General features: G+C 44.0%; 18 protein-coding genes and 2 tRNA genes. 9 read left to right on the forward strand and 11 right to left on the reverse strand.

The genetic code is table 11. The annotated features are described in order from the left end of the window. Nucleotides 1–184: 184 nt before the first annotated feature. Nucleotides 185–841 (reverse strand): sterol desaturase family protein, encoded by a 657-nt coding sequence (locus AC1IR0_RS04845; protein ID WP_312328531.1) that lies wholly within the window; start codon nucleotides 839–841, stop codon nucleotides 185–187. A gap of 108 nt (nucleotides 842–949) precedes the next feature. Between AC1IR0_RS04845 and AC1IR0_RS04850 the strand changes: the two genes are divergently transcribed. Then, nucleotides 950–1,960 (forward strand): AraC family transcriptional regulator, encoded by a 1,011-nt coding sequence (locus tag AC1IR0_RS04850; RefSeq protein WP_409651564.1) that lies wholly within the window; start codon nucleotides 950–952, stop codon nucleotides 1,958–1,960. A gap of 277 nt (nucleotides 1,961–2,237) precedes the next feature. Here AC1IR0_RS04850 and AC1IR0_RS04855 read toward each other — a convergent pair whose 3' ends face one another. Next, the gene (locus AC1IR0_RS04855) at nucleotides 2,238–2,483 is read right to left on the reverse strand and encodes a hypothetical protein (RefSeq protein ID WP_004278666.1); all 246 of its coding nucleotides are present in this window, start codon (nucleotides 2,481–2,483) and stop codon (nucleotides 2,238–2,240) included. 79 nt (nucleotides 2,484–2,562) lie between these two features. Continuing rightward, the gene (locus AC1IR0_RS04860; RefSeq protein WP_004278667.1) at nucleotides 2,563–3,645 is read right to left on the reverse strand and encodes a DNA/RNA non-specific endonuclease; all 1,083 of its coding nucleotides are present in this window, start codon (nucleotides 3,643–3,645) and stop codon (nucleotides 2,563–2,565) included. A gap of 264 nt (nucleotides 3,646–3,909) precedes the next feature. Here AC1IR0_RS04860 and AC1IR0_RS04865 point away from each other — a divergent pair, with 264 nt between their 5' ends. Beyond that, the gene (locus AC1IR0_RS04865; protein ID WP_479741209.1) at nucleotides 3,910–4,566 is read left to right on the forward strand and encodes a hypothetical protein; all 657 of its coding nucleotides are present in this window, start codon (nucleotides 3,910–3,912) and stop codon (nucleotides 4,564–4,566) included. A gap of 77 nt (nucleotides 4,567–4,643) precedes the next feature. Here the strand turns inward: AC1IR0_RS04865 and AC1IR0_RS04870 are convergent, their stop codons facing one another. Further along, nucleotides 4,644–6,524, reverse strand: a complete 1,881-nt coding sequence (locus AC1IR0_RS04870) for a potassium transporter Kup (RefSeq protein ID WP_005105382.1) — start codon at nucleotides 6,522–6,524, stop codon at nucleotides 4,644–4,646. 122 nt (nucleotides 6,525–6,646) lie between these two features. Here AC1IR0_RS04870 and AC1IR0_RS04875 point away from each other — a divergent pair. The 3 genes from AC1IR0_RS04875 (at nucleotide 6,647) to AC1IR0_RS04885 (ending at nucleotide 7,702) form a co-directional block, all read left to right on the forward strand. Continuing rightward, a tRNA-Ser gene (locus tag AC1IR0_RS04875) sits at nucleotides 6,647–6,737 on the forward strand. Nucleotides 6,738–7,194: 457 nt separating this feature from the next. Beyond that, a complete protein-coding gene (locus AC1IR0_RS04880) occupies nucleotides 7,195–7,422 on the forward strand; it encodes a hypothetical protein (RefSeq protein WP_004647282.1) in 228 nt (75 codons plus the stop codon). Nucleotides 7,423–7,626: 204 nt separating this feature from the next. After that, nucleotides 7,627–7,702: transfer RNA gene (locus AC1IR0_RS04885), tRNA-Thr, on the forward strand. A 76-nt stretch (nucleotides 7,703–7,778) separates the two neighbouring features. On the opposite strand, the gene AC1IR0_RS04890 is transcribed toward AC1IR0_RS04885, so the two are convergent. The 6 genes from AC1IR0_RS04890 to AC1IR0_RS04915 form a co-directional block, all read right to left on the reverse strand. After that, complete coding sequence (locus AC1IR0_RS04890) at nucleotides 7,779–8,627, reverse strand: SAM-dependent methyltransferase (RefSeq protein ID WP_071850246.1); 849 nt, start codon at nucleotides 8,625–8,627, stop codon at nucleotides 7,779–7,781. A gap of 3 nt (nucleotides 8,628–8,630) precedes the next feature. Then, entirely contained in the window at nucleotides 8,631–9,938 is a 1,308-nt protein-coding gene (locus AC1IR0_RS04895; RefSeq protein WP_409651554.1) for an FAD-dependent oxidoreductase, read from the reverse strand. Between the two features lie 621 nt (nucleotides 9,939–10,559). Beyond that, nucleotides 10,560–11,123, reverse strand: coding sequence for an alkyl hydroperoxide reductase subunit C (gene ahpC, locus AC1IR0_RS04900; RefSeq protein WP_004278673.1), 564 nt, complete (start codon nucleotides 11,121–11,123; stop codon nucleotides 10,560–10,562). A 311-nt stretch (nucleotides 11,124–11,434) separates the two neighbouring features. After that, on the reverse strand, nucleotides 11,435–12,022 hold the full coding sequence (gene ssb, locus AC1IR0_RS04905) for a single-stranded DNA-binding protein (protein ID WP_004281391.1): 588 nt from the start codon (nucleotides 12,020–12,022) through the stop codon (nucleotides 11,435–11,437). Between the two features lie 51 nt (nucleotides 12,023–12,073). After that, the gene (locus AC1IR0_RS04910) at nucleotides 12,074–13,438 is read right to left on the reverse strand and encodes an MFS transporter (protein WP_016807025.1); all 1,365 of its coding nucleotides are present in this window, start codon (nucleotides 13,436–13,438) and stop codon (nucleotides 12,074–12,076) included. Between the two features lie 153 nt (nucleotides 13,439–13,591). Then, nucleotides 13,592–14,680, reverse strand: coding sequence for a DUF475 domain-containing protein (locus tag AC1IR0_RS04915; protein WP_004647275.1), 1,089 nt, complete (start codon nucleotides 14,678–14,680; stop codon nucleotides 13,592–13,594). A gap of 222 nt (nucleotides 14,681–14,902) precedes the next feature. Between AC1IR0_RS04915 and tenA the strand changes: the two genes are divergently transcribed. The 4 genes from tenA (at nucleotide 14,903) to AC1IR0_RS04935 (ending at nucleotide 20,152) form a co-directional block, all read left to right on the forward strand. After that, the gene (gene tenA, locus AC1IR0_RS04920) at nucleotides 14,903–15,574 is read left to right on the forward strand and encodes a thiaminase II (RefSeq protein WP_409651546.1); all 672 of its coding nucleotides are present in this window, start codon (nucleotides 14,903–14,905) and stop codon (nucleotides 15,572–15,574) included. Between the two features lie 224 nt (nucleotides 15,575–15,798). Next, nucleotides 15,799–16,167, forward strand: coding sequence for a hypothetical protein (locus tag AC1IR0_RS04925; protein WP_409651543.1), 369 nt, complete (start codon nucleotides 15,799–15,801; stop codon nucleotides 16,165–16,167). Between the two features lie 181 nt (nucleotides 16,168–16,348). Next, nucleotides 16,349–19,180, forward strand: a complete 2,832-nt coding sequence (gene uvrA, locus AC1IR0_RS04930; RefSeq protein ID WP_409651541.1) for an excinuclease ABC subunit UvrA — start codon at nucleotides 16,349–16,351, stop codon at nucleotides 19,178–19,180. A 117-nt stretch (nucleotides 19,181–19,297) separates the two neighbouring features. Further along, nucleotides 19,298–20,152, forward strand: coding sequence for an AbiJ-NTD4 domain-containing protein (locus AC1IR0_RS04935; protein WP_479741210.1), 855 nt, complete (start codon nucleotides 19,298–19,300; stop codon nucleotides 20,150–20,152). A gap of 121 nt (nucleotides 20,153–20,273) precedes the next feature. Here AC1IR0_RS04935 and AC1IR0_RS04940 read toward each other — a convergent pair whose 3' ends face one another. Next, a complete protein-coding gene (locus AC1IR0_RS04940) occupies nucleotides 20,274–21,980 on the reverse strand; it encodes a GGDEF domain-containing protein (protein WP_005245764.1) in 1,707 nt (568 codons plus the stop codon). Between the last annotated feature and the right edge of the window lie 285 nt (nucleotides 21,981–22,265).

Raw genomic sequence — 22,265 nt, forward strand, 5'->3', positions numbered from 1 at the left:
CTTTCGACTCCTTATAAAACCAAGATAAGACTACAGCACTTGGTATTCAAAATAACTCATTACACCCAGAAACATTATCAGTATGAGGCTTTGCTCACCGACGTGAGCAACTATAAGTGAAATCCGCAGGACAATATTGACAATACAATCGTATTTTATTGACAAATCACGACAAAGCCCTATTTTACTCCATAACCTGCGTATTTAACTGCTTCATTACCGTATTTTTTGCAGTATTTTTTATCATTTTAGAGGAAGCATCGGCCGATTTAACCGGAAAATATTGTTCTGCCCAGCGGTTGAGTTTTTTCGAGATCGGTGCAGGCAAGCTCAAACCTAAAGGATTCTGTTCCTGCAAATCTGCCGAGGAAATCACCCGGGTACCGAGCAGATAGTCAAACCAGGGCTTGGTCACGCACCAGTTGGCATCCTGATTGCTATTCATATGATGATCATAATGCCAGGGCAATTTCTTTTTGGCCCATTCTGGTTCCAGATGAGCCCGGCGATGTAAATAATAATAGTTGCCTGCACTATATAGGGCGGCCAGTGACATGCCTTTGGAAAAAGGATAAAAACTGAGTCCAAAAACGGTCGCGACGACTGCCAGTGAGGCAATTTCATTGCGGGTACGCCAGTTGTCCAGTCCTTCTACATAGCCGAAATCGGAAAATTCCGTTTTTCGCACAATCCGGTGATGCTCCCAGTGTGAGCGCATACTCTCGGGTACCGGACTATAACGGCTCTGTCCCGGCCGGTGAACACCATGCAATACATATTTATGTGCAAACCATTCAAATCCATTTGCGACGACAAGTCCTGCCAGAAAACCTTTCCACATAATCTTTTACCTCTTGGTCTATTTTTAATATAGGCTAAATAAAAGACTAGATATTGACCAAAATATTCAATATGATTGACAAAATACGACAAAATAAAAGAATTAAAAATGCTGGTTCTAAAAAACTACGTAGGTTCAGTATACGGTGGTTTAGGACATTTACTTTTGGACTATTATCAGTTGAAACAGCTTGAAGTCCCTGAGAAATTATTGGCCATTCAAAATCTGGAACGCTTTGATTTCGCCCTGTGGCGTGATCTGTTAACAACACTTGATCAACAGCTACAGCGACCGGCTTTAGGCCTGGAAATCGCCCAGCTGGTTGAAGCTAAACACCTCGGTATTATTGGCTATCTGGCACTCTCAAGTGAGACCTTGGGTGAAGCCTTTATGCGCTATCATGATTATCATCGTCTGATTTATGATGGCGGCCTACTTCAGCTGCAATGGCAAGGCGATTATCTGTCGATTGGCTGGGTTGAAGTTCCGTTTCATCTGAATACTCAATTGACCGATGAAATCGCGATTGCGCTAATGACGGAATTCGTAAAAGCCAATATTCAGAGCCCGCACGGGGTTCAGTTATACGAGGTACATTTCCAGCATGCAATGCCTAAAAATATTGCACTCTATGAGCAGTATTTCGGCTGTAAAGTCCGATTTTCTCAAGCCAGAAATCAGGTATTAATGCATGTCAGTGAACTGTCCAGGCCGCTGAAACAGGGCGACCAGACCTTGCAAAAACTGCTGATGCAACAGGCCAAAGCATTATTAGAAAAATTTCCGTACTCCACTCTGGTAGATCAGCAGCTGCAACAGGCGATTCTAATTGGCCTGCAAAAAAACCTGTTCCAGATCAAACATATTGCCGAGCAGATGAATTTTTCCGTGCGTCAGTTACAACGCCATTTACAAAAACAGGGCAAAACTTATCAGCAATGTATGCAGGAGATTCGCTGCATGCTGGCTATGCAATATCTGAAAGATCCGCACTTGAGTTTGCAGGAGACTGTCATGTTACTGGGTTATTCTGAACAAAGTGCGTTTCAGCGTGCCTTTAAGCAATGGACCCAGCTGACACCGCAGCAGTGGCGCCAACAGAATATGCCAGCTGCTTAAACTACCAGCATGTTGGTTTGATAGATGGGCTTCAAGCAGGGTTGACGATTTTAATCCCTGTCCCCTATCACCTGATGATAAATATAAAAATAAGGACTTAAAAAATTGATAAATATCTTGGCGAATTGCTCGGCACATTCTGGCTGGTGTTTGGAGATATTACGGGAGCAGAGAAATTAAGCTTTTCAATAAAAGCCTTCTAAAAAGTCAGGATTTCTAAATACCATTTTTCTGCATGTTTCACATGGAGCATGCAGATCATCGCGCTTAAAAATGCTTATAAAAATGGATTTTCAATTTCATCCAGATCATCACGCTGAATTTTTTCTGGCAAGTCCGGCGTGTTTTCTAGTTGTTGTACCACATCATTCAGAAAAGCCTGCAAGGCTTTGGCCACTTTCAGTCCCTGCTGATCCTTGGTGATTTGCAAGTTGCCATACAGGCTGACGCAGTCTAGATCATTTTCCAAAGTCAGATCATGAATGGCATGGGATTCACTGCCATTTTCAAATGCTTTAAACATATCCTCTTCACCTGTCTTTGTTATTTTTCCATGAACGTCTGATGTCGATGCTACCCGAATCCTGGTTTTTTCAGCAAGCTTATTTCAACAGCTGCAAAATATATTGCAACAAGGCATCAATCAGCTGTTTTACGATGGCATCTTGTGTCGCGTTGTCTATCGCGCCACCAGTCGCTGAGGAGGTCGAGCTGCCTGAACCAGAAGACTTAAACTCGCGTTGTAATGCCTGCAGGTTTTCTTCAGAAACCTCTTCGGCACACTGGCTTTCTGCATCCCAATTAGAGTATTCAATTTTCTGGTTGGCTTTTACGGCATTTCCGGTCAGTGGTAGCTTATAGGTATTGCGCTTCTGCTCTTCGGTAAGCTGCGGAAACAGGTTAATTCCAAGCTGTTCTTCTAGATAGCAGACACTGACAATACGCACTTTGAGTGAATTGTCATTCGGTGCATAGTAAGCACCAATAGCACCAGTTTTCGGCATATAAACTGCCTTATAGACCGCAGTTGGCACAATCACGCCATTGCCAATGGTTTTCAGCTTCTTCCCGGCAAAGACCGGCCCGGTTACCACATAAACATCCTGTTTCTGCTTGGTCACAATGGCACGAGTGGCTTCTTCCAGCTCACGCCAGACTTGCTGATTATTCTTGGGCGCTTGCGGCACCATATTGGCCAATGAAAAACTGTCAGACTGCGCAGCCTTGTTAGGCATATCCGCATTCGGCGCCATATGACCGCGGTCATAACCTGAACCACGATAATCCGCCAATGTGGCACGATGCTTCGCACTGACCCGATCTTCTTCATGAAAATTATCTTCACGGGGAATTTTCTGGCTTAAGCGTGCTGGCGTTAAGGCTTCTGCAACCCAAAGTGGCGTTTTAGATACCCCGGAATAACCGACATTAAAGCCATTAAAACACAGCGAATAGCTGTCTTTTTTCAGGCTGTCTTTCATCAAATATGGCGGTACATCACGATAAAACTGGTTCAGACAGGCAGAATCACTGGAAGAGGATAGTGACACCCACTGACTGATTTTTTCCTGACCAAAAGCGATGGCGAAGCTACTCGAAGCCACCACGCCCAGAATGACTTTAATACTATTATCATTTAAAAACTGAAAAAAAGAGTTCTTGGGTTTACGCTGCTTCTTGGCCATTCTTACACGTACTTTTTAGATCAATACAGATTTTGACCGAGCTTAACAAGCTGTATAAGTGAAGTATATCTTGGCTCTACCATTCGTTTACTAAATAAACAATAAGTATCCAAAATCCCGGGCAGTTGTAACAAACTGTCTAATTTTATTTCTTTTTAAATGAGGTTTCTCGGTGTTTGCGTAGCTTTGTTTGGCTCAGTAGATTGAGTGTGTAAAGCTAACGGCCTATCTCAATTCGTACAATTATTAGCAATGGTGTCAATCATGAATTCCAAACTCTCTAAAGCATTAGGTTTAGGATTATTCACAAGTGTGATCAGCGTAGCTGCATTTGCTGAGCCACCGGTTCAACCAGGTGAAACACTTGAAAGCTTGTCTAAAGCTAAAATTAGTACCAAGGTGAATGGTCAGGAAGCCTCTTTAGAAAGCTTGGTGAACTCTGGTCAGATTCGTCTGGTCGATCCGCGTGCAGCAGCACCGCAACCAGCCATGCCAAACACACAGGCACCAATGCCCAATGATCCAGCAATGACTCAGGCACCAAATTCAGGTACTGTTTCTCCTCAACCACCTGTCACAGAACCAGGTATGAATGAAGCAGAGGTGCCGGCCAATCTGGTTGAACCAGCCACTGAATCAGAAGTAGAAGCCAGCACGTCTATGACGACGCCTCAACAACAACCAACACTGGAAGAACAACAAGCAGCTGTACCAGCAATTTCTGAAGAGCAACAGCAAGCAGCTATTGCTTCAGAACAACCGATGCCTGAAGCACAGCAACAAGCGGCTGCGACTGAAGCAGACGTCAGCAATGAACAAACTGAAATTGCGGCTCAATCTGATGCAGAGCCAGTGCTGATGGAAGAACCTTTGAATGCTGCACCTGAAATGCCAGCAGCTGCGGTAGAACTTGAGCAATAATCTGAAGCTCATTTATTATTTCTCCCATAAAAAAACCAGAGTGTGCCTCTGGTTTTTTTATGCTTTTTTTATTTTATTTACATCTGAATCTGGGTGCCCAGCTCGACCACACGGTTGGGTGGAATTTGATAGAAATCACTGACCGGACTGGTATTGCGTTGCATAGAAATAAACAGCTTTTCCCGCCACGGTGCCATGCCCTCACCCACAGTATGCATAATCCGTTCACGTGAAATAAAGAAACTGATCTGCATCAGGTCATATTCAAAATCCCATTGCTCATAGGCCTGTTGTAAAGCTTCCGGAATATTCGGCTGATCCTTAAAACCATAATAGATAAACACCCGGTAAAAATGCTCACTCAGTTTTTCCAGTTCAATCCGGTCCTGCCTGTCAACAAAAGGAATATCCCGGGTAATCACCGTCAACATGATATTGCGTTCATGCAAGACCTTATTGTGCTTAATATTATGCAACATGGCATGCGGAACAATATTTGGTGTACCGGTCAGGAAAATGGCATCGCCTGGCACAAACTTGGTGCCTTCCCCCATCGAAATACTTTTAATAAACAGATCAATCGGCAAGGCATCCTGTTCCAGCCGGTTCAGTACCAACGCACGCCCGTCTTTCCAGGTCATGAGAATCGTAAACAGTACCGCGCCAATCAGAATCGGCACCCAGCCACCCGAAGCAATTTTCAAGGACGTTGAGGCCACAAAGACTAAATCCAGTGCCAGGAATGGCACAGCAAATAAAGCTACTTTCCAGACCGGCCAACGCCAGAATCCATAAGCCAGAATCGAGATCAAAATGGTGCCACAGAGCATGGTCATGGTCACCGCAACGCCATAAGCACTCGCCAGATTGGCACTATTTTCAAACAGTAAAATCAGGATCAGCACCGAGATAAACAGCATCCAGTTAATGAAAGGCAGATAAATCTGGCCGCGTTCCAATGCAGAGGTATGCTTGACTGACAGGCGCGGTAAATAACGCAGTTGAATGGCCTGATTTACCATAGAAAATACGCCAGTAATGACCGCCTGTGAGGCAATCACCGCCGCCGCAGTCGCCAGTCCAATCATCGGGAACAAAGCCCAGTCTGGCAGCAGCATATAGAAAGGATTCGCCAGTGCTTCAGGACTACGCAGTAACAAGGCGCCTTGCCCGGCATAATTCAATAATAAACAGGGCAAGACAATAATGAACCAGGCCAGACGAATCGGCAGACGGCCAAAATGCCCCATATCGGCATAAATCGCTTCCCCCCCAGTCATGGTCAGAATCACCGCCCCCATGGTCAGAAAAGCCACATAAGGCTGGTCAACTACAAAATGATAGGCCCAGTAGGGATTCACCATCCAGAGTACAAATGGGGTCTGGATAATGCTCCACAAACCAAAACCGCCAATGGACAAAAACCAGAGCATGGTTAAAGGCCCAAAAAATTTGCCCATCGTGGCTGTGCCGTGTCGCTGTACCATAAACAGTCCGGCCAGAATCCCTATCGATAAAGGCACCAACCACTGATTGAAAATGGGCGTGGCAATACTCAGGCCTTCAATGGCTGAGAGCACGGAGATTGCCGGGGTAATAATCCCGTCACCGAAAAATAGCGATGCGCCGACAAAACCCAAAGCGATCAGGAATATTTTCTTTTGATCAGAGATTCGTGTGGTACGCAGGTTTAATGCCAGTAGTGACATGATCCCGCCTTCGCCGTTGTTATCGGCACGCATGATCACCATGACGTATTTAAAGCTGATGGTAAGCATCATGCACCAGAAAATCAGGGACAGGATGCCGAGTACAGAAGCTTCGCTAATGGCGAGGTGTGCGGTGAGGAAGCATTGGCGCAGTGCATAGAGCGGACTGGTACCAATATCTCCGAAAACGACCCCAAGCGCAGCCAGTGTAATCACTGGGAGAGCTGCCTTTTGTGCAGTGCTTTGCATATATTGTCTTCGTTTTTTAACAAGCATTTTTGCGAATCATAGCACCGCATTAAAAGTTTTTCTGCAAATCAATTGTTTCAGCTTGGCACAGCTGGTTTTTTTCGCTATTATCCTCGGCCTATGGTGAGGTGTCCGAGTGGCTGAAGGAGCACGCCTGGAAAGTGTGTAAACGTTTATAGCGTTTCGAGGGTTCGAATCCCTCTCTCACCGCCAGAATTTAAAAACCCGAATCACATGATTCGGGTTTTTTATATTTAATTTTATCCATCATCTGATTAGCAAAAAAATCATCTGCCTATTTTATAAAATATTGTTATACATTACTTTAATCAGAGCATTGAATTGATATCAATCCTCGTTCATAAAAATCTTTTGCAACACAACACTTACGTTCAATTCTATTTTTAAAAATCTTCATTTTTCATCAGCCAAAAAACTGATAAATTGTGCAGTTTCTGTACGCCATTTATTTCAGGTTTTTATTTATGTGTTCAAACAAAAAACTGGCACAGAAATAGCTTAATTTTATTGTCATCAAAGCTATGTTATGTTGCTTATAAATCAACTAAAAGGAGAATAAAAACCACAGGATAGAAAGAAATAACCAAGTGAACCGGGCCATTCAAATTTGAAGTTAAAAAATAGATACACTGCTATTCGGAGAGCGAACATGAATAACAGCGCAAACTATGCCAAACAGATTAAAAATGCAAAACGTGGCGGTTACACCCCAACCATTGCCAAGGACATCAATAAACATAAAATTCAAAAAGCCTTGAGACTCATCGAACAGTGGAGAAGCCTCGCTCAAGAACTCAAACCTCAAATGCAGTTTGATATGGCCTTTACTTTAGAGGAATGTGCACAAGAATTAGATCGCATCCTAAAAAACAGATAAACCTTATAACCGACTCATATCCAGAACCAATCCTGTGCTTTCACCCTCGCCCATATCTTCACATATGGGCGATTTCTTTGCGCATAGCCCAAAACAGAACTTTTCATCCATCGGGTCAAAATAAACAAATCCTGCCGAAACAGTTTAAACGGTTATTTTTTGGCTTGCGTGACCCAAAAAAATCTGTAAAATGCACTCCACCATGCCGGCATAGCTCAGTTGGTAGAGCAACTGACTTGTAATCAGTAGGTCCACAGTTCGAATCCGTGTGCCGGCACCATATCTTAGCCTCGCTTTTTAGTGAGGCTTTGATGTTTCTGGGTTTTGGTATTTTCAGCTGAGTCTTCTTGCACTTTCTAGTGCTTCGATTGTGCCGTCACTTGCACATATCTCACAATCCCTTCCTGATATAATTTTCGGCATAGTTTCGCTGTCATCTGAATTTTAAAATGATCCAGTTTTGAACCTTGAGCCTGATCATCTGATGCTTTTGAATTCAAAGTTTTTTGCACATAATCCGCAAAGCCTGAAAATACCGGCTCGGACAGATCCTGAATCTGGATATTTTTAAATTCAAAACGATCCAGACAGGCATATAATGCACCCACTGTCATTAAATCTTTTAAATTCACATCGGCAGATTTCAATAAAAACTGATATTTACGCCGTTGTAATGCATTTAAATTTTCCCAACGCTCGGACAAAACCAGATGATGAAAACCAATCCGTGCATTTGAATTTAAAACACTACGGATCTGCTCCAAGAATAAAGGCACAGGACTGTGATAAGCCGCATCCAGACACAGCACCACATCAAAACGCTGGGAAAATGGCAATTCTTTTAAACGCAAAAATGACGCCTGATAAATGGCATTCAGTTCTGGCAGATGTTGCTGAATATTAGCTACACAAGCAGCCTGCAGCTCAACCCCCGCCAGATATTGCACCTGATAGTGTTGTTGCCAGTACAGCAAACTTGCACCCTGACCGCAGCCTAAATCCAGCAGTTTATCTTTTGAATTTAAATTTACAGTTTGTGCAAGGTGATCGGTGAGCATACGACAGGCAGCCGCATAATCCTGCTGACCTGCTTGCCAATACCCTAAATTGCTCCAGGGCAATTGCGCATGATCGCCCAACACAGCGGCATCAATCGCATACTTGTGCTGGGGAAGACGCTGACGCAGTGCCTGAAGCCATTGCATGGATTAATAACCCAGTTGCGGCGCAACCTCGACCACAGGTTTTAAACCCTCAAATGGTAAAGGCGCACCAAAGATTTCTGCAATCTTCATCGCTGAGGTCACTGCCGATTCCAGAATTGGCAAACCGTCACATGACCATGAACCGCAGAAGAAGACTTTACGATTGACTTCCAGATGACGTTGCTGCAATTCCTTATTCAGTGCCACGGTATTGGCATCGACGACTGCACGTGTCAGCATCACCGATTTGATCACTTTTTTCGGATCAATGTCAGTCACTGGACGCCAGGTCTGAAACACGGCCGACTTGCCGACCAAAGAAGGTTCAATCGAGTTAAGCCACACGGTAAATTGCTGACGGGTAAATTTACGGTCCATCATATAGCTGAGTACGGCCCAGTCTTTACGTTTTGGCGGCATCACGCTGGCATCGGTATGAATCACCAGTTCGCCCTGTTCGAATTTGAATTTCTTCAATAATTCAATTTCACTGGCAAACTGTACCGGATCCAGAAATTGCTCAATTTTGGTGGTCGGGGTCGCGACAATCACCCGGTCAAACAGTTTTGAATAACCGGCCGCATTTTCAACTTTGACCTGATCGCCCTGCTCTTGTACCAGTGTAATTGCTGAACCATCTTCAATATGAATGCCTTCAATCAGCTTGTCGACAAGCGCCGGTGTACCGCCTTGCAAACGCAGTAAAGCATCACCATCGGTCAATTGACGCAGGAAAATTAACAACGGTTTAGCTGGCCATTCACCAATGGTTTTCGGATTGCAGGTACAGATGGTATATAGCACCGGCATCACCGCACCGTGCCAGAACACTTCTTCAATCTCGTTACGATTGATAAATTCTGCCAGGCTGATGTCCTGATTTTTCGATTTAAAGAATTTGGTCAATGCAACTTTTAACTGCAACAGGCCTTTGACCAGACGCCAGCCATATTGTTGCAGGCCTTTCCGGTTATTGATGATCGGGATATTGCCAATACGGCTACGCGATGTGGTCAGCCAGGTTTCAGTTTTATCTTCAAATAACCAGCTGCAGGCCATATAGGTCCGCACCGGATAAGTTTTAATGCCCAGATGTGTGGCTAGACTCAGGGTGTTTTTCCACAGATAGGGGTTCATCACACGTAAAGGTGCGTCAATCAGGCCCCCTTCAAATTCAAGGCTATGACTGTCCATGCCGCGACCTGGAAGTGCTTCAAAAATCGTGATGTGATGCCCTGCGTCCTGGAGAATTCTGGCTGTAGCCAGTCCGGCCATGCCACTACCAATTACTGCGATATCCAAACTGATCATCCGTCATTGAAAAACTACAGAAATTATGTACCATGCGCCAATCAAACAGGTTATTAAAATCTTCCAGAATATATGTTTTTCGTAAAGGCCTTTTTGTTCAATTTCACCTGCTTTTTATTCATTTTTTTGCATTAGTTAAAATTCCATCAAATATAGGATTTTATTTATATTTTTATTTAAAAAATAAAAAAATTACTTTAAAAACAATTAATTTAATTAACCATTTTTATAATCCTTGGTTGACAAATACTTTTAAAATACCTATGATTCGCAGCATAAGAAAACCATAAATTCATCCGGTTCCATTCAGATGCGTTTATGCGAAAATTGTTTAAAACGACAAGAAACTACAGCGCCTTATAAAATAAAAGCCTCTGCGAAAGCAGAGGCTTCTTTGTTTTCATGCCTAGTCAATCATGCAGCAGGGTATTGCGCTTACTTGATTGCCTCTCATAAGCCGCTTAAAAAGCATAGAGTGCAATTCCTCAATTCTCATTTTGTTCTCAAATAGAAATCAAATGGCATGATGTTTTTGTCTAGAATTCATAAATCTCTAAACTAAAAAAATAAAAAATCCAGCAACTTGTGCTGGATTTTTTGCTTCAAAGAACTAGGTTTGAATTAGATTTTACCCACCAGGTCGATTGATGGAGCAAGTGTTGCTTCACCTTCTTTCCATTTTGCCGGACAAACTTCACCTGGGTGCGCATGTACATATTGTGCAGCTTTCACTTTACGCAGAAGCTCTTGTGCATCACGGCCAATACCACCCGCGTTGATTTCAATGATCTGGATTTTACCTTCTGGATCAATCACGAAAGTACCACGATCTGCCAAACCCTCAGCTTCAATCAGTACTTCGAAGTTTTTAGACAAAGTCCAGGTTGGATCACCAATCAATGGATACTGGATTTTACCAATCACGTCAGAGGTATCATGCCAAGCTTTATGAGTGAAATGAGTATCGGTAGACACGCCATAGATTTCTACACCCATTTTCTGGAATTCAGCATACTGATCAGCAAGATCGCCTAATTCAGTTGGACAAACAAAGGTAAAATCTGCAGGATAGAAAAACACCACTGACCATTTACCTTTCAGGTCTTGCTCAGAAACTTCGATGAACTGACCATTGTGGTAAGCAGTTGCATTGAATGGTTTGATTTCAGTATTGATTAAACTCATGAGATATTTCCTCTAGCTTATTTCTGGGATTGCTTATCTTGTGAAGCTAGAATACGAAAAATTTTAAAATAGGTAAAACCGCAAGTTTTTATAAAAATGATCGCTTTTTTAGATCATAAATTTCTATCAGTATTTATTATCTTATTTATTTTCTCGATGCAGAGTTGTCCCCATCAAAAGCAACCTGATGTTTTAAGATTTATGATTCTTTTAATAAGTTGGGCTTTATTCAAACTTAATATAAATCTCGAGGATATAAAAAACCCACCGTATTCAGGTGGGTTTTAATGATAATTTACCGTTCTGATAAATCAAAATGGTAAGTCATCATCTAGATCTGCTGCAGGCGCTGCTGTTGGAGCAGGTGCAGATTTCGGCGCAAAACCACTCGGGTTATTGTTGCCATAACCGCCGCCCTGATTGTTGTTAAAACCGCCTTGCTGTGGCGCTGAACCATAACCCGATTGCGGGTTATTGCCATAACCGCCTTGGTTGTTGTTCGCCTGATTATTGTTATTAAAGCGTGGCTGGTTAAAGCTGCTCTCGCCCTGATCGTTTTGAGGACGGCTAGAGTCTAGCATCTGCATTTGCTCACCACGGATTTCCGTCGTATAGCGCTCCTGACCATTCTGGTCAGTCCACTGACGGGTACGTAATGAACCTTCAATATATACTTTTGAGCCTTTACGAAGATATTGCTGCGCAATTTCACCTAAACGGTTATGCAACACGATACGGTGCCATTCCGTTTGTTCTTTACGTTCACCGGTACTTTTATCTGTCCACGAATCGCTGGTTGCGATCGAAAATTGAGTGAGAGAGCCACCATTTGCAAAAGTTTTGGTTTCCGGATCTTTACCCAAAGTACCCACTAAAATAACTTTATTTACACCACGCATTTGCCGTTTACTTCCTATATATTTCTGTATTTTACTTTATAAGAGTTATGCTTAAATGGCTACCTCTTTACCCAACAAGTGCGTTAATTGTTGTCGCGAAGCATCATCAATCTGCTGTTTATCGACTTTTACATAGGCAACTTGCTGTTCAGACATCACCACGACCTCTTCAATACCACGAATCGCCAAAAGCTGAGAAGTCCATTCGTCAGTTTGTCTGCTTTCCGGCAATCGCAGTACCAGCGATGACAGATAGCGTGGCTGAGCCAGGCCAAAACTCATCAGCAGCCAGATGATCGCGATTCCTGTCAGGATAGTCCAGCCCATCGAGGTATTGTTTAGCAGCAGCAATTGTCCGCCAATCATACCGCCAAAGAAAGCCCCTAAAAACTGGCTGCTGGCATTTACGCCCATTGCCGTCGCTTTGGACTGGATCGGTGCCGCTTTCGACAACCAAGACGGCAACAGGGCTTCCATCACATTAAAGGCAATGAAGAACAACCCTAAACCAATCAGCAAGACATATTTGGATTCAAAACCAAATGCCATCACCATTAAACCCAGAATAATACCGGTAATGGCCACCAGAAAAATCGCCCGCATTTTGTGGTATTTTTCTGCCAGGATAATACTCGGAAAAGCAAAAAACAGGCTCAGTACCAACAGCGGCAAATATACCCAGCCATGACTGGACAGTGGCAGATCAGCAAATTCGATCAGCTGTGAAGGCACATAGATAAACATCGCGGTGAGCAATAAATGCAGGGTAAAAACCGACACATGCAGACGATTCAGATCTCCGATTTTGATTACCTGTTTCAACTGTGCCAGATAGCCCTGCTGAAAGTTTTTATGATGCCGCGTGACTTTAGGCACCATCAACAGCATGGCAATCGCCGCCAGGCCCATCACCGTGGTCACCCAGAACAACCCAGAGATACCGACCAGACCCGTCAGCCAAGGCCCCAGACTAAAGGCCACCACAAAAGACAGGCCGATACTCATGCCCATCATGGCCATGGCTTTCATGCGGTTTTCTTCACGGGTAACGTCTGCCAGCAGTGCCATCACCACAGCGGATACCGCACCACCACCAGCGATTGCACGGCCGATAATCACGCCATAAATGGTGTCCGACATGGCCGCAATTGCACCGCCCAGCGCAAATAGTAGCAGCCCTAAAACCACCAGTGGCTTACGGCTATAACGGTCCGCAATCAGGCTGAATGGAATCTGTAACAGTGCCTGGGTCAGACCATAGACCCCGACCGCCAAACCGATCAGTGCAGGCGTCGCATATTGATATGCCTGCCCTGCCACAGAAAATACCGGGATAATCATAAACAACCCCAGCATGCGCAGTGCAAAAATACTGCTCAGGGCAAAGGTTGAACGACGTTCTAAAGCATTCATCATAAATTATGGCGATTGGGTTAATTAATCTGGAGCCCAGATTATAGGACATTCAGCTCATTAATAAGACATGAATTTTATTTGAAATAAAGATGATGCCAATCTAAAAACAAAAAAGCGCAGCCGGAGCTACGCTTTTTATTCAGGAACAGCGCTTTATTTGTCTAAAGCCGCCTGACGCTTTTTGTATTGAATCGAGGCAAATACTGCCCAGACAATAAAGGCTACACCGATCAGACCGGTTACCACTTCTGGCACATGCAGACCGGTTCCGCTGGCAATCATAATGAAAGCCAGTGCACCGATGGCATAATGCGCACCATGTTCCAGGTAGATATAAGCATCCAATGTGCCCTGCTCAACCAGATAAATCGTCATTGAACGGACAAAGATCGCACCAATTGCCAGACCCAGCATGATGATGACCACGTCTGAGGTAATCGCAAAGGCACCGATCACGCCATCAAAACTGAAAGAGGCATCCAGGACTTCTAGATAGAGGAAACCACCAATACCGGCTTTCACTACACCCGTCGGTACGCCATTTTCATCATGACGAATGGCATTGCCTTCTTCATCGACTTCCGGTTCACCACCGAGCATATGGCTCAGAACCTGCACACCGATATAAATCACGATGCCCCAGATCCCCGCCATAGTCACTGCCAGACGCTTAGCTTCATCGACATTGGCTGCCATAATTAACAAGGCTACCAGTGCGATAAACACCGACATCGCCGGTACATTGGCCAGATTGGACAGACGGCGTTCCACCCGTCTGAACCAATGCGTGTCTTTTTCTTCATCCAGGAAGAAGTTCAGGAATACCATCAACAGGAAAGCACCACCAAAAGCAGCAATCTCAGGATGATGTGCCATTAAACGTGCTGAATATTCTTTCGGATCATTCAGGGCCAGACGTACTACTTCCATAAAGCCCAGGTCTGCAGTCACTGCAACAATGACCACTGGGAAGATCAAACGCATCCCGAAGACTGCAATCAGAATACCGACTGTCAGGAACAGCATTTTCCAGAAATGATCCCAACCCCGTAGGACTGAGGCATTGACAACCGCGTTATCAAAGGACAACGACACTTCCATAATCGCCAGAATAGCGGTAATGGTCAGCGCTGTGAGCATGGTTTGCAGGCCTGCGTCAGGACCATGGGTATAACCCCAATACGCAGACAAACCAAGACACACGATCGAAAATGCAATCGAGAAACCAAAATGTTTCAACATACACAACGACCTTGGATAAATTAAATAAATGTATGGCTGCGAGAGAGCAGCAATACGAATAGGAAAAGTTAAGCTAATTATGAAACTTTTAGCGCATAAACCAAAGCACTTCCTGAGCTGTTTTATCTTATTTTCTGTTTTTAAAATTTGCCGATCTTTTAAACAGCCCGATCTTTGCTATAGTGCCGCATGGTTTAACTTGAACTGCAAAGGATTTTCAGCATGAGTTTTTCACAAGAGGTATGGCAACGTAATCTCGGACTTTATCAGAAGACCCTGGCCCTGCCCTTTAATCAGCAACTGGCGCAAGGTACTTTAAGCCGCGAAGCCTTTAGTCATTATGTGATTCAGGATGCGCATTATTTACTGGCCTATGGCCGTGCACTGGCCGTGTGTGCCGCCAAAGCTTTTGAAGCGGACGATGTAATCCAGTTTGCCGAGGCAGCCAAAATTGCGATTGTGGTGGAACGTAGCCTGCATGATGGCTTTATGCAAGATTTTGGCATTAGCAAAGAGCAATTTGAGCAGACACCGTTGACGCTGGCATGTCATCACTATACTTCTTATCTGACTTCGACCGCCTGGTCAGAAAGCTACCCGGTGGTGCTGGCCTCGTTGCTGCCTTGTTTCTGGATTTATGCCAAAGTTGGTAAAGATATTGTCGACAACTCTGCGCCGAATAATCCGTATCAAGCCTGGGTGGACACCTATTCAGGAGAGGAATTCCACACTGCGGTGCGGAATGTGATTGCGACCGTTGACCGTGTTGCGGCGCGTGTCGATGCCGATACACTAGAAAAAATGCATGCCGCTTATACCGATGCTGCCCGTCTGGAATGGTTGTTCTGGGACAGTGCCTTTGAGCAACGCCAGTGGCCTGGTCTGGATGACTAGGACGGACGAATAAAAAAAGCCCTGTTTAAGACAGGGCTTTTTGATTATAGCCGTTCAAAAAAAATTTCTACTGTCATGAATTGATCATAAAAACGTCTTAGTCTGAAAAAAACAAGGATAGAACGGGCCGCTACGCTAGACCTAGCTATAAGCCCAAAATTGCCGCACAATAATTGAGAATAATTATCAATTAATAAAATCATTCCCGGAAAAAGGCAGATGATATGGACACTTTAGGCACCGAAGCGATTCGGGCATTTTTCACCCTGCAATGTTGCTGGTTCAACAATAAAGAAATCTATCTGGAACAAGGCTGTCTAGATTGTGGCTCGGCAGCGACTTATCTGATTTACCACACCAACACGCATAACCAGAAACACCTGCTGAAATTTATTGAAAAGTATCGCTGTCATCAGGCACGCCGTAACGATTTGCTCGACCTAGATTTTTTCCAAAAAGACTATGAGGACTTTCTTCACATTCTAGAAAATGAAGTCAATTTTTATGCACGTCTGCATCATGATGTGTCACGTGAACGCTGCTTTGAAGAGATCGAGTCTATCTTTGAACGCCACTATGCAATGGCTTATTAGCTATTAGCCTTGTACATGATCATTGTGAATATTTAGACAATCGACTACTGCGTTTGTTAATGTTGTGATGAATTGACCAATCACCGACATAACTTGACGTTTAAAATACTTTTATTTGCACTTGAACATTTTTCATCCGGTATCATATAAGGGTTTTTGATGAATATTCTAGGATCCTTGCATGAGCCAAAGCCACATCCGTATTCGAGGCGCACGTACCCATAACCTGAAAAATGTGAACCTTGATATACCACGCGACAAGTTTGTGGTGATTACGGGACTGTCTGGTTCAGGTAAGTCCTCGCTTGCCTTTGATACCTTATATGCCGAAGGTCAGCGCCGTTATGTGGAATCGCTGTCTGCCTATGCCCGCCAGTTCCTTTCCCAGATGGAAAAACCGGAAGTGGATTCGATTGAGGGCTTGAGTCCAGCCATCGCCATCGAGCAGAAATCTACCAGCCATAACCCACGTTCTACCGTGGGAACCATTACCGAAATTTATGACTATTTACGTCTACTGTATGCGCGTGTCGGTACACCGTTCTGTCCTGAACATGACCTGCCGATGGTGGCACAAACGGTTACTGAAATGGTCGATGCAGTCAAAGCATTAGAAGAAGGCACTGCTCTTTTACTATTAGCACCGGTGGTGCGTGAACGTAAAGGTGAATATACGGCGCTGTTTGAACAGCTACAAAGCCAGGGTTTCGTCCGCGCCCGCGTCGATGGCGAGATCATGGAAATTGATCCGCCACCTGAACTGGACAAAAAGAAAAAACATACCATTGAAGTGGTGGTGGACCGTTTTAAAGTCCGTGATGACTTAGGTAACCGCATTGCAGAAAGTTTTGAAACCGCGCTACGTTTAGGTGGTGATATCGCGATTTTATCCTGGATGAAAGATGAACATCAGGATCGGGTCTTTTCCGCCAAACACTCCTGCCCGGAATGTGACCGTGCTGTGGCTGAGCTGGAACCGCGTTTATTCTCGTTTAACAATCCTTTTGGCGCCTGCCCGGTCTGTGATGGTCTCGGCACTCGCAGTCATTTTAGTGCCGGCAAACTGATTCCCAACCCTGAAGTCAGTGTCAGTCAGGGGGCCATTCGTGGCTGGGACCGTCAGCGTCCATATTATTACAGCATGATCCAGAAAGTGGCCGATCATTTTGGCTTTTCTCTAGAGACCCCGTGGAATGAACTGGATGCCGATACCAAGAAGAAATTCCTGTACGGTACTGGCAAAGAAAAAATTGATCTGAGCTATATCGATGAACGTGGCCGTCGCCACAATCGGGTCATTCCTTTTGAAGGAATTTTGCCACATCTGGAACGTCGTTACCGCGAAACTGAAAGTAATTATGTGCGTGATGATCTGGCTCAATATCTGTCCAATGCTGCCTGTGATGCATGTGATGGTTCGCGTCTGAATGAAATCTCGCGTAATGTAAAAATTCTGGACAAGACCATTGCCGACATTACCCGCATGTCGATTGGCGATGCCGAAAGCTATTATCAGGACATTAACCTCGAAGGCGCACGCGGTGAAATCGCCGACAAGATTTTTAAAGAAATCCGTGAACGTCTGCATTTTCTGGTCTCAGTCGGTCTGAATTATCTCAGCCTGTCACGTTCTGCAGAAACCCTGTCGGGTGGTGAAGCGCAGCGGATCCGTCTGGCCTCGCAGATTGGTGCCGGCCTGATGGGCGTGATGTACGTCCTGGATGAACCTTCGATTGGTTTGCATCAACGTGATAACGACCGTTTGCTGCAAACCCTGATCCGTCTGCGTGATCTGGGCAATACCGTATTGGTGGTCGAGCATGATGAAGATGCGATTCGTGCCGCAGACCATATTATTGATATTGGCCCGGGTGCAGGTGTACATGGCGGGCATGTGATTGCCGAAGGGACTTATGATGAAATTCTGGCCAATCCTGACTCGCTGACCGGAAAATATTTATCTGGCAAGTTAAAAATTGAAGTCCCGAAAAAACGGATTCAACCGCCTAAGCCTGAGGAACAGATCAAGCTGATGGGGGCATCCGGGCATAACCTGAAAAAAGTCGATCTGACCATTCCGTTGGGCATTATGACCTGTGTCACCGGGGTATCTGGTTCGGGTAAATCGACCTTGATTAACCGGACCTTGTTACCTTTGGCGGCGACCCAGCTCAATGGTGCCACCACTTTAACTTCGGAAAAGTTTGAATCGATTGATGGTTTGCAGTTCCTCGACAAAGTCGTGGATATTGACCAGAGTCCGATCGGCCGTACCCCACGTTCCAATCCGGCGACTTATACCGGTCTATTCACCCCGATTCGTGAACTGTTTTCACAGACGCAGGAAGCCAAGGCACGCGGTTATGCCGCCGGCCGTTTCTCTTTTAACGTAAAAGGTGGCCGCTGTGAAGCCTGTGAAGGTGACGGCATGATCAAGGTGGCGATGCATTTCCTGCCGGATATGTATGTGCCATGTGATGCCTGTCATGGCAAACGCTATAACCGTGAAACGTTGGAAGTGAACTATAAGGGCAAAAATATTTCTGATGTGTTGCAGATGACCGTTGAGGATGCGATGCATTTCTTTGATGCAATTCCTGTCATTCACCGTCGTCTGGAAACATTACATCAGGTCGGTTTGGGCTATATCCGTCTGGGTCAGTCTGCGACCACGCTTTCCGGTGGTGAAGCACAGCGTGTCAAACTGGCACGTGAACTGGCCAAACGCGATACTGGTCAAACCCTATATATTCTGGATGAACCGACCACGGGTCTGCATTTCCATGATATTGCCAAACTGCTGGACATCCTGCATCAGCTCCGTGACAAGGGTAATACCATCGTGGTCATTGAGCATAATCTGGACGTGATTAAAACTGCCGACTGGCTGGTGGACTTAGGCCCTGAAGGCGGTTCGGGTGGCGGTATGATTGTCGCGGAAGGAACGCCGGAACAGGTGGTAAAAGTCAAAGCGTCACATACGGGTAAATTCTTGAAGCCGTTGTTGAAATAAAAATCTCCTCCTCCCCTCCTCTTTATCAAAGAGGAGAAATTCCCTCCTTTCGTAAAGGAGGGTTAGGGAGGATTTAAATTTAATAAGAAAAATTATTTGTTCTTTTAAGGTAAATAAATGCGATTTTCAGAACGATATGGCTATAAAGCTGTTAGAGAAGTCATTCAAAAAGAAAGTATGGATGATAGTTTAAAAAATGCTTTATGGAATGCAGTCAATGTAAGTATTTTTAATAATTATTGTATTTTTAATAGACGAAATTCACCGATTAATGGAAGTAATCTAGAAACTTTTTTCATATCTTTATTCCATGGCTTTTTTAAAAGCAGAATTGATCAAATACCCTACTCTTTAGAAGAAACAATTAAATACATTGATTATTTATTTTTTGAAAAATATAAGTGGTATGAAATTTATGACTTAATTGAAGCATGTTTAGATTATTTTCCTTTCGAAACTAATGATAAAGAAGCCTTCGCAGATCTACTAAATTCTTATTTAGAAGCCGAAAAATCTGCTTATAAAATTATTAATTACAAAGTTATAGAAATAACATCCGAACAAGAAATCCAATCGATTGAGGAAGCTTTAAAACATACTAACGAATTTTCAGGTGTGCAAGAACACCTTCAACAAGCGTTAAAACTAATGGCAGATCGACAAAACCCTGACTATCGAAATTCGATTAAAGAATCTGTTTCGGCATTAGAAGGTATATGTCAAAAAATATTAAAGAAGGACAAAGTAACTTTAGGTGATGCAATTGGTCAAATTGAAAAACAATATCCAATACATCCTGCATTAAAAGCCAGTATTAAATCTTTATATGGTTATACATCCGATGCAGATGGTATTCGCCATGCAATGTTAGACGAATCAAATCTTTCTTATATCGATGCCAAATTTATGCTTGTTGCCTGCACAAATTTTATTAACTATCTCATCGACAAAACCAAAGGTCATCAAAATTAGATCACATGACTGGCGACGTGGATGTCGCCCGTTCGACTATGCTAAAAGGACTTAGCATCAGTCGAAAAAAGGCATTTTGCTACTTTTTTGTAATCAAAAGTAGAGAAAGCAGTCTTTTGAATTAAACCTCTGCCACCGCATTGCGTCCTTTGGCCTTTGCTGCAAACAAAGCATCATCTGCATTGGACAATAAAGCTATCCAGGAGCCAGCACCAATGGCAACCCCGATACTGACCGAAATCTGAATCTCGTCTCCTGCTGCAGTCACAATATGACGCTCAGCCACTTCAGCGCGGATTTTATCGGCCACAATCAGTGCCTGCTGCATCTGGATATTTTCAATCAGTACCAAAAATTCATCACCACCATAACGCACCAGCAAATCTGTAGCACGGACATTAGCCTGTAAACGCTCGGCCACCAGCCGAATCACCTGATCGCCAATAATATGCCCATATTGATCATTCACCTGTTTAAAATGATCAATATCAATAATCATCAAACAGGTTTGACTCAATTGACCCGGCTGATTTTCCATAAAACGGATATATTCTTCCAGCGCGAAACGGTTCGATAATCCGGTCAAGGAATCGGAATGAGCAATATTCTTTAAACGGAATTCCAGCGCATCACGTTCTTGCAACATCTGTTGCAATTTCTGAATGGCAGCGAATAAGGAATCAGAATGATTCACTTCACGCAGCCGCATATCAATTTTCTGACGACCCGAGTTTTTAGACAAACTCAACAACATGCGGCGTGCCTGAATCAGCGGCAGGAATACCTGTTTACGTGCAAAAATCATGGTTGAAATCGCGGTCAGTAATGAAATCAGCGATACCAGTACACTCCAGATCAAACGCTGCATATTGCTGTTCATTTCCTGAATAGCGGCATCTCTGCTGTATTGCAGTAGGTAAGTTTGCAGGTCTACCACAGTCGCAAATTTATCTACCATCGCTTCAGTCAGCTCTGTTCCGCTCAAACGGTAATCACGTTGCTCCAGACTGTCACTGATCAGTTCACTCACAATCGGTAAGCCTTGCTGAATAAACTCGGTTTCTACCCGTCGATGTAAACGAATGAACTCCTCTGTTTTATCTTGAACAGGCTGAATGGTATCAATCAAGGCCCACAAATAACGCACCTGATGTTGGGTCTGTAAAGAACGGGTAATATTTTCAGTGGGAAGCGGCGCTTCAAAAGTCACATGCGCCATGATAGACGAGGCAACCCGCCCCGCCTGATCACGTAAATCAGATAAAAATAGAATCTGGCTAATATAGTTATTCAGAGGGGTGGACGAGCTATCTGAAGCCACCGCCACGTCACGCAAAAGTTCACGGCAACTTTCCCAGGCAGCAAACATGGCCAGAATTGCCTGATCAAGCTCTTGCGCACTACGTTGCTGACGTGGCATCCGGGTATAGGCATCAACCTGTGCACGTCCTTTTTTCAAACTATTTTCAAGCTGTGAAAGTTGCTGACTCAGGTTGTTAAACCCGACCTCCGTCAAGACATCCGCGGTCTGGGACAATTGCCGATCCACCTGTTGACGATAGCTGATTAACTCTTGCTGATGCTGGGCAAATTCCTGCACCGAACTGGACATGGCTTTATTGGCAGGCGCACGCTCACGCGAAATTTTATTCGCCAGATCAGCGACCTGCTGTAAGGCATTCAATTGTTGATAAGTTTGTCTGGATTTTAAATAACTTTGACTGCTACTCACAATTAAGGGAATACAGATGCAAAGTAAACATAAAATAATAATCGACATCGACCAGTACAAACGTTTACTGATCCACTCAGAGCGTAAGGTATTCATGCTGTTGTATTACGCCCCAATATGACAAGCAAAGCTAAATAGATTGATTATTATACAAATAAAACAGGATGGTCTTAAAGCCTTTAGTCTTACTTCACTTATGTTTTTAATGAATTTTTATCATCTATTATTTTCAGATACTTAAGTTAGTTCATTTGAAACTTTAATGCAGGGTTTCATAACCACAATTCCCTATAAAGTCTTACAAAAGCAAGGGAATTTAAGCAGCTAAAAAATATAAAAACTTGCTTTCTGCACTATTTACACCTGCAACAAATAGGTGCA

The sequence above is a fragment of the Acinetobacter sp. 129952 genome (assembly GCF_056642055.1).